Source organism: Lutimaribacter saemankumensis (assembly GCF_900100005.1).
GTDB classification, from domain to species: Bacteria; Pseudomonadota; Alphaproteobacteria; order Rhodobacterales; family Rhodobacteraceae; genus Lutimaribacter; species Lutimaribacter saemankumensis.
Map to the genome: position 1 here is coordinate 235,357 of NZ_FNEB01000007.1, position 8,040 is coordinate 243,396.

General features: G+C 61.6%; 7 protein-coding genes, 1 tRNA gene and 1 pseudogene. 3 read left to right on the forward strand and 6 right to left on the reverse strand.

Going from position 1 to position 8,040, the window contains the following annotated elements:
• Positions 1-4: 4 nt before the first annotated feature.
• The 4 genes from BLT50_RS14320 to BLT50_RS14335 all read right to left on the reverse strand — a co-directional run bounded on the left by BLT50_RS14320 (position 5) and on the right by BLT50_RS14335 (position 3,607).
• Entirely contained in the window at positions 5-1,189 is a 1,185-nt protein-coding gene (locus tag BLT50_RS14320) for an amino acid aminotransferase (protein WP_090029405.1), read from the reverse strand.
• The gene (gene sseA, locus BLT50_RS14325) at positions 1,189-2,046 is read right to left on the reverse strand and encodes a 3-mercaptopyruvate sulfurtransferase (protein WP_090029384.1); all 858 of its coding nucleotides are present in this window, start codon (positions 2,044-2,046) and stop codon (positions 1,189-1,191) included. The genes BLT50_RS14320 and sseA overlap by 1 nt, the downstream gene beginning before the upstream one ends.
• A 62-nt stretch (positions 2,047-2,108) precedes the next feature.
• Complete coding sequence (smpB, locus tag BLT50_RS14330; RefSeq protein WP_090029406.1) at positions 2,109-2,582, reverse strand: SsrA-binding protein SmpB; 474 nt, start codon at positions 2,580-2,582, stop codon at positions 2,109-2,111.
• Positions 2,583-2,701: 119 nt separating this feature from the next.
• Positions 2,702-3,607, reverse strand: a complete 906-nt coding sequence (locus BLT50_RS14335) for a LysR family transcriptional regulator (protein WP_090029385.1) — start codon at positions 3,605-3,607, stop codon at positions 2,702-2,704.
• Positions 3,608-3,777: 170 nt separating this feature from the next.
• On the opposite strand from BLT50_RS14335, the gene BLT50_RS14340 reads away from it, so the two are divergent.
• Positions 3,778-4,677, forward strand: a complete 900-nt coding sequence (locus BLT50_RS14340; RefSeq protein WP_139170531.1) for a DMT family transporter — start codon at positions 3,778-3,780, stop codon at positions 4,675-4,677.
• A 17-nt stretch (positions 4,678-4,694) separates the two neighbouring features.
• Here the strand turns inward: BLT50_RS14340 and hemE are convergent, their stop codons facing one another.
• Positions 4,695-5,726: a uroporphyrinogen decarboxylase gene (gene hemE / locus BLT50_RS14345; protein WP_090029387.1), complete on the reverse strand. Its 1,032-nt coding sequence runs from the start codon at positions 5,724-5,726 to the stop codon at positions 4,695-4,697.
• A gap of 101 nt (positions 5,727-5,827) precedes the next feature.
• Here hemE and hemC point away from each other — a divergent pair, with 101 nt between their 5' ends.
• The gene (gene hemC, locus BLT50_RS14350) at positions 5,828-6,790 is read left to right on the forward strand and encodes a hydroxymethylbilane synthase (RefSeq protein WP_090029388.1); all 963 of its coding nucleotides are present in this window, start codon (positions 5,828-5,830) and stop codon (positions 6,788-6,790) included.
• A gap of 88 nt (positions 6,791-6,878) precedes the next feature.
• Positions 6,879-6,955: transfer RNA gene (locus tag BLT50_RS14355), tRNA-Met, on the forward strand.
• A gap of 257 nt (positions 6,956-7,212) precedes the next feature.
• Here the strand turns inward: BLT50_RS14355 and BLT50_RS19310 are convergent.
• Positions 7,213-8,040, reverse strand: a pseudogene (locus BLT50_RS19310) (hypothetical protein); the annotation flags it as partial.

The following is an 8,040-nucleotide window of genomic DNA, read 5'->3' on the forward strand; positions in this document are numbered from 1 at the left end:
GGGTTCAGATGCCGACGTCGATGATCGCCTTGGCGAGGATCGGCACGGTCGTCTTGTTCAGGCCCGCAATGTTCATGCGGCTGTCGCCCACCATGTAGATCGCATGCTCGGCCCGCAGGCGCTCGACCATTTCGGGGCTGGTGCCCAGCCGCGAGAACATGCCCCGGTGCTGGGCGAGGAACGCAAACCGGTCCGAGCCGGACAGGCGCTGCAATTCACCGGCAAGCTGTTCGCGCAGGCCCAGCATCGACAGGCGGACGTCTTCCAGTTCGGCCGCCCAGTCGGCGCGCAGTTGTGGATCGTGCAGGATGGTCGAAACCACCCGCGCCCCGTGATCGGGCGGGAAGGAATAATTCTGCCGGTTCAGGTAGTTCAGCGATCCCTGAGTCAGCTTGTTCAGGCCGGCATCCTGCGACACCGCCATCAGGATGCCCGTGCGTTCGCGGTAGACGCCGAAATTCTTCGAGCAGCTTGCCGCGATCAGCGTTTCGGGCACGGACGACGCCACCAGACGGGTCGCGGCTGCATCTTCTTCCAACCCGTCGCCAAAGCCCTGGTAGGCGATGTCGATCATCGGGATCGCACCGGTGCGGTTCAGCAGGTCGACCACGGCCTGCCATTCGGTGATGTTCAGGTTGGCGCCGGTCGGGTTGTGACAGCAGCCGTGCAGCAGGACGATATCGCCCTTTTTGACACCTTCGAGGTCGGCCATCATCCCGTCGAAATCCACGCCGCCGGTTTCGTTGTCGAAATAGCGGTACTCGACCATCGGCATGCCAAGATATTTCAGGATACTGACGTGGTTCGGCCAAGTCGGGTTCGACACGAAGACGCGGGCATCTGGGTTGGCCATGCGGATCAGTTCGAACGCCTGGCGCACGGCGCCAGTGCCGCCGGGGGTGGCCGCCGCGGCCACTTGCCCACGATCGACAGAATCGCCCAGCACGAGGCTGACCATCGCGTCGCCGAATTCCGGGTCGCCGGGCAGGCCGACATAGGATTTCGTTGTCTGTTCTTCCCAGATGCGTTTTTCCGCCGCTTTCACGGCGCGCATCACGGGCGTCACGCCTTCGGCGTTCTTGTAGACGCCGACACCGAGGTCGATCTTGGTGTCGCGCGGATCCTCTTTGAACAGCTGCATGAGCTGGAGGATCTTGTCGGCGGGTTGCTCCTTGAGCGATGAAAACATCATTTATCTCCGGTTGCGACGGGCAGGGTGGGGAAGGCGCCCCATTCGGTCCAGCTTCCGTCATAAAGCGAGTGATCGGTCTTGCCGATCCGTTCCAGTGCCAAGCTGATGATCGCGGCGGTAATGCCCGAGCCGCATGTGGTGATCGCGGGTTTCGACAGGTCGACGCCGGCGGCATCGAACACCGCGCGCAGTTCGTCGGGCGATTTCATCGTGCCGTCTTCATTCAGAAGCGTCTGGTAGTAGACGCATTTCGAGCCGGGAATATGCCCGCTGCGCAGACCTTCGCGCGGCTCCGGCTCGGTCCCGGCGAAACGGCCGGGCGAGCGCGCATCGAGGATTTCATGATCGCCCAGCTTCGACGCGGCAGATACCTGCGTCACGTCGCGGACAAGGTGCGCCTGGCGCCGGACGGTCATGTGACGGTCGCGCACGATGGGGGGAAGGTCTTCGACTTCGCGGCTTTCGGCCAGCCATTTCGGCAGCCCGCCGTCGAGAACGGCGATATTGTCCTGCCCCATCAGGCGGAAGGTCCACCACACGCGGGCCGCGGAATGGGTGCCGATCTGATCGTAGACGACAACCTGGTGGCCATCGCCCACACCCATCGCCCGCATCCGCGACATGAATTTCTCGATCGGGGGGGCCATGTGCGGCAGTTCCGAGCGGTGATCTGCGATTTCGTCGATGTCAAAGAACCGCGCGCCGGGAATATGCGCCTCGTTGTAGCCGGCAACGGGGTCGATCCCCATTTGCGGCAGCGCCCATGTGGCATCGATGACCCGCAGGTCGGGGTCTTTGAGATGCGCGGCCAGCCATTCGGTCGAAACCAATGTCTTTGGGTCGTCATGTGCCATGGTGATCCCCCTGGATTGCTGCACATTGCCTACAATGGGGGCGGGGGGCTGGCAAGGGCGCGTCAGTTTTCCTTGAGCAGCCGCTGTTTTTGCCGGTTCCAGTCGCGCTTGGCCTCGGTCGCGCGCTTGTCGACCGTCTTCTTGCCCTTGGCGATCCCGATCTTGAGCTTGGCGATGCCGCGGTGGTTGAAATACAGCACCAGCGGCACCAGCGTCATGCCCTTGCGCTGGGTCGCGTTCCAAAGCCGTGCCAGTTCCTTGCGCGACACCAGAAGCTTGCGCTTGCGCCGTTCCTCGTGGCCCCAGGTCTTGGCCTGTTCGTAGGGGGCGATGTAGCCGTTGACCAGCCACAATTCACCGTCTTCGACAGCAGCATAGCTTTCGGCGATATTGGCAGAGTTCTGACGCAGGGATTTGACCTCGGAGCCCTGCAGGACGATGCCGCATTCGATATCGTCCTCGATCGCGTAATCGTACCGCGCGCGGCGGTTTTCCGCGATCACCTTGTAATTCGGGTCTGTCTTTGCCTTGGCCATCGCCATTCCCTAGCGGCTTGTGCGCATGCTGTCCATGCAGCGCCTATCTAGGGCATCGCGGGCGCATGAAAAAGGGCGCGGACCCCTCGGCCGCGCCCTTTCACGCAACAGGTCACCGCTTACCAGTCGGTTGGACCCTTGTCGCCGAAACTGTCCACGAGAAAGTCGATGAACGCGCGGACCTTGGGCTGGGTGAACCGGCCCGGCGGGTAGACGGCGTAGATGCCTTGCGTTTCGACGGGCAGATCGGGGATCGCATCCTCGACCAGGCCCTTGGCCATCGCGTCGGCGTATAGGAACGAGGGCAGGTAGGCGATGCCCAGACCGGCGATGCACGCGTTCAGCAGCGATTGCCCGTCATTCACGCTCAGCCAGCCGGCGGTGCGCACCTGGCGCTTTTCACCCGACGGTGCGGTCAGTTTCCACACGTTGCCCGCCGATTGGTTGGAATAGTGCAGCAGCTTGTGTTCGTTCAGGTCGTCGATCTTTTGCGGCCGGCCGTATTTCTGGAAATAGGACGGTGACGCGATCATGCGCTTGGTCGTTTCTGTCAGCTTGCGCGCCCTGAGCGAGCTGTCTTCCAGGTCGCCGATCCGCACGGCCATGTCGAACCCTTCCGAGATCAGTTCGACATAGCGGTTGTTCAGCACCATGTTCACCGTGATGTCGGGATATTCCTGAAGGAAGTTGCCCAGCACCGGCGACAGGTGGTTCACGCCGAAATCGGTGGCGACGCTGATACGCAACAGCCCCGAAGGCGCCGATTGCATCGAGGTGACAAGCGCGTCGGCTTCGCCTGCGTCATTCAGCACACGACGGGCGCGATCGTAATAGGCCAGCCCGATTTCCGTCGGACTCACGCGGCGCGTCGTTCGATTGAGCAGCCTTGCACCCAGCCGTGCCTCGAGGCTCGAAACGTGCTTGGATACAGCAGATTTCGAAATCCCCAGCTTCTTGGCGGCGTCGGTGAAGCCCCCTTGATCAACGACGGTGGCAAAAGCCTCCATTTCCGTCAGTCGGTCCATGCGTCGATACCTCAAACATTCGTTCTTTTCGAGAAACGGTATCGCGGGAAAATCGGGCATGACCGTGGCATTGGGCAGACAATACCGGGGTTTTGTCTGGGATCGTTAATGGCAGAGAAACGCCGTTTTCGTGATTGTCGTTTCTGCGTGTCCGGCGCAATCTTGCGCGCATGACCCATGCCACGCCTTCCACAGACGACTCGCTTTTCTGGCGCGTGGCGCCCGTTATCTTTGTCCTGTTCTGGGCGGGCGGATACAGCTTTGCAAAGCTGGGTCTGCCCCATGTCAAACCCATGACGCTGCTGGCGATGCGCTATGCGCTGGCGGTGATGGTGCTTTTGCCGGTGTTGCTGGTGCATCGCCCGGTCTGGCCGAAAGGGGTGCGGCATTGGGGGGCGGTCGCGTTTTCAGGGTTCATGATCCAGTGCATGTATTTCGGCGCGTCCTATTTCGCCTTCGAGCGCGGGATGAACGCCGGGACAACCGCGCTGATCATGGCCTTGCAGCCGATCCTCGTCGCGACATTGGCCCCGCTGATCGGGGCTGCGCGCGGCAGCTTGCGGCTCTGGCTTGGGCTGCTGTTGGGATTGCTTGGCGTGGTCATCGTGATCCTCGGAGGCGAAACGCTTGGACCAAGCCCGTGGTTTGCGGTCATGTTTGCGGTCATCGGATTGCTTTCGATCACCGGGGCCACGCTTTTCGAGAAATGGCATGGCCGACGCACCGATCCCGTTGCGGGCGGCGTGGTTCAATACGCAGTCGGCTTTGCCGTTATCGGCCCCGTGGCTCTTGTAATGGGCATAGGCGCGATCGACTGGAGTGTCGAATTGGGGGTTTCACTGGCCTACCTCGTGCTGGCCAACTCCATCATCTCGATCAGCCTGTTCGTCGGGCTGGTTCAGCGCGGCGATGCGACGCGGATCTCGTCGCTTCTGTATCTCGTGCCGCCGCTGGCGATGGTGGTCGCATGGTTCATTCTAGGAGAGACCATGACACCGACCGCCATGCTTGGCATGGCGGTGTGCATTACCGGCGTCTGGATGGTGAACCGGGCGACGCGGGCAGCCTGAGCCGCCCGCGCATCGGCTTAACCGTTGCGGATCGTGTCGATCATCAACTGCACGTTCTCGGGGTCGGCATCCGGCGTGATACCATGCCCGAGGTTGAAGATGTGCGGCCCACCCTTCAGCGCATCGACGATCCGCCGGGTTTCATCCACCAGCGCCTGACCGCCCGTCACCATATGCGACGATTTCAGGTTCCCCTGCACGCAGCCATCGACCTGCACATGTTCCGCCACCCAGGCCGCATCCACGCTGTCATCGACGGCCACGCAGTCTGCACCGGTGCGCTTGTGAAAGCCGATATACCCATCGCCCGCCTCGCGCGGAAAGGCGATGACAGGAATACCGGGATGGCGTTCCTTGATCTGCGAGATGATCAACCGCGCCGGTTCCACGGCATACCGGTCGAAATCGTCCCCCTTGAGCGACCCGGCCCAGCTGTCGAACAGTTTGACGACCTCGGCGCCGGCCTCGATCTGGGCAGACAGGTATTCGACCGTGGCTTCGGTGATCCGGTCCAGAAGCGCCTCGAACAGCGGGCGGTTCTCGGATTTCAGCGCGTGTGCCGGTCCCTGGTCCTTCGTGCCGCGCCCGGCGATCATGTAGGTCGCGACCGTCCAGGGCGCCCCGGCGAACCCGATCAGCGTGGTTTCCTTTGGCAGTTCACGGCTGAGGATGCGCACGGTTTCATAGACCGGATTCAGCGTTTCGTGGATCTCCGATACCGGCTTGAGCTTGTCCATCCCGGCCTGGGTCGTGATCGTCGACAGGCGCGGGCCTTCGCCTGTGACGAACCACAGGTCGGCTCCCAGCGCCTGGGGCACCAGAAGGATATCGGCAAATAGGATCGCCGCATCGAAGCCATAGCGCCGGATCGGCTGCAACGTCACCTCGGCGGCAAGTTCGGGGTTGTAGCACAGCGACAGGAAATCCCCGGCTTGCGCGCGTGTTTCGCGATATTCGGGCAGGTAGCGCCCGGCTTGCCGCATCATCCAGATCGGTGGTGTGGCCTGCGTTTCGCCGGCAAGGGCCTTGAGGATCGTCTTTTCTGGCATGGGCTTTCCCTTTCGTCTTGGAACTGTCGTCAACTCCCGGCGACACAATGTCAAGCGCAGGGCGCTTGTCAGGGCAACGTGACACGTCTAAGCCTGTGCGCATGACCACGCAATTGCCCAGCCCCGCCTCCCCCCTGAAGATCGGCACACGCGGATCGCCCCTTGCGCTTGCGCAGGCATATGAAACGCGGTCGCGCCTGATGCGCGCGTTCTCGCTGCCCGAGGACGCGTTCGAGATCGTGGTGATCAAGACGACCGGTGACAACCGGGCAATGATCGACGCGGACCGCCCGCTGAAAGAGATCGGCAACAAGGGCCTGTTCACCAAGGAAATCGAAGACGCGATGATCGAGGGGCGCATCGACATCGCCGTCCACTCGATGAAGGACATGCCGACCGAGCAGCCGCCAGGCCTGATCCTGGATTGCTACCTCCCGCGCGAGGATACGCGCGATGCCTTTGTCAGCGTGACGGTGGACAGCCTGCAGGATTTGCCGGAAGGCGCGCTTGTCGGGTCGTCGTCGCTGCGGCGCCGGGCGCAGTTGCTGAACAAGTTTCCGCATCTCGAGGTGGTCGAGTTTCGCGGCAACGTGCAGACACGCATGAAAAAGCTGCAGGATGGCGTGGCGCAGGCGACCTTTCTTGCCATGGCCGGACTGAACCGTCTGGGCATGTCGGATGTCGCACGGATGGCGATCCCGCCCGAAGACATGCTGCCTGCGGTGGCGCAGGGCGCGATTGGCATCGAACGGCGAACAGACGACCTGGATTCCGCTGCCATGCTGGAAGCGATCCATGACGGCCCCACCGGTCAGCGCCTGGCGGCCGAACGCGCGTTCCTGGCGGCGCTCGACGGGTCGTGCGAAACGCCCATCGCCGCCCTGGCCGAGTTGGACGGCAACACCCTGCGCCTGCGCGGCGAGGTATTGCGCCCCGACGGCTCGGAGCGGATCGCGGCCGACCGCACCGCCCAGATCGCGGATGGCGCCGCACTGGCCGAGGCCATGGCGCGCGACTTGTTGGACGAGGCTGGCCCCGGTTTCTTTGAATGGCGCGAGGCCTGAGCGCGAAACCGCGCGGTTTCGGTGCGAAAAAGCGCGATTTACGGTCTTGACCACGCCGACCGACTCCCATAAATCCGCGTCACCCAGTGGCGGAGTAGCTCAGTCGGTTAGAGCAGCGGAATCATAATCCGCGTGTCGGGGGTTCAAGTCCCTCCTCCGCTACCATTTCTTCCTTACAGATTTCTGATTGTCGGCTGCAGAAATCTGCAGTTGAATCGGCCGGCTATCGTGTCTCGTCGTCTTTTAGGTAGGGAAGCTGACGTTCGCCGCAAGCAAGTAATAGAGAGTCTACTTCGCTACCAAAAGCGAATGGCGCAATCCGCGTGAATTTCTTTGTCGATCAAACCCGACACGACACCCTACAAAAAGTCAGCGCAGCGGATGAAAATGGTCAATCGATGCTGAACGAGTCTTTGCGCAAGCTATAGACTGCTGAAGAAGCTTTCGCCCGAGATGCCTGCTTTGTCGAAGAACGCCTGGTTCCGCGCACGGGCGTCGCTGATCAACTGGTCCCATCCCAGAAGCTCGATAGAGCCATGGAAACCGTTGTTTGGGCGGTAGATTCTGCCGCGTCCATCCGCCGTTCGCTGCCAAGAGTAGGTCCACGTGTCCATTTTTCCCACGATGTCGGCGACGATGTAGCAGTAGAAGATCGTGTTCTGGTCCAGCGAAATTGGTCGACCTCGGACGTCTGAAAGTCCCCCGGACTGTAGCTGCTTCACGTAGCGCTCCACCTGAAACTGCGGGTTTTCATCGTCAGTGTAGCTTGTTCGCCCGGGACGCTTGAACTCGACTAGTAGAACCTTGGATGGCTCCTCTGTCTGACGAAGCCCATGAACATAGTCGAAGATGAGGACGTCCGGGCGCTCGTCGCTTTCGACCGCCTCCGACAGCTTCCTGAACTCAACGTCCGAGCTGAAATACTGGGCGAACGTCAGCCGCTCGTCCACAATCCATAAGTCGTGGGACGCAGCCGGCTCAACCTTGCTTCCCCCGCCATCAATTGTCTTCACTCGGAGCGGACAGATGAATGAGTGGAGGATGTCTTCGCGCTGGTAGGAGCTGTCTCGCGTGTCGTCTTGCACCTTCTCCAAGAGTATCTCGATGAAGTCGAGAACGACTTTCCGGCGCACAATGTATTCGGCGAGACTTCTTTGAGCAGCCCGATCTGATTGGTCCAAGGTAATTGTTAGTGCATGATCGGGCTGGTTTCCATTGGGATGATGGTTTCGGGAGCCGGCGGCCGATAG

Coding starts and splice junctions, on each gene's coding strand:
- BLT50_RS14340 (WP_139170531.1), top strand. CDS start 3,778: ATGACCCATGCCACGCCTTCCACAGACGACTCGCTTTTCTGGCGCGTG.
- hemE (WP_090029387.1), bottom strand. CDS start 5,726: ATGCCAGAAAAGACGATCCTCAAGGCCCTTGCCGGCGAAACGCAGGCC.
- BLT50_RS14320 (WP_090029405.1), bottom strand. CDS start 1,189: ATGTTTTCATCGCTCAAGGAGCAACCCGCCGACAAGATCCTCCAGCTC.
- smpB (WP_090029406.1), bottom strand. CDS start 2,582: ATGGCCAAGGCAAAGACAGACCCGAATTACAAGGTGATCGCGGAAAAC.
- hemC (WP_090029388.1), top strand. CDS start 5,828: ATGACCACGCAATTGCCCAGCCCCGCCTCCCCCCTGAAGATCGGCACA.
- sseA (WP_090029384.1), bottom strand. CDS start 2,046: ATGGCACATGACGACCCAAAGACATTGGTTTCGACCGAATGGCTGGCC.
- BLT50_RS14335 (WP_090029385.1), bottom strand. CDS start 3,607: ATGGACCGACTGACGGAAATGGAGGCTTTTGCCACCGTCGTTGATCAA.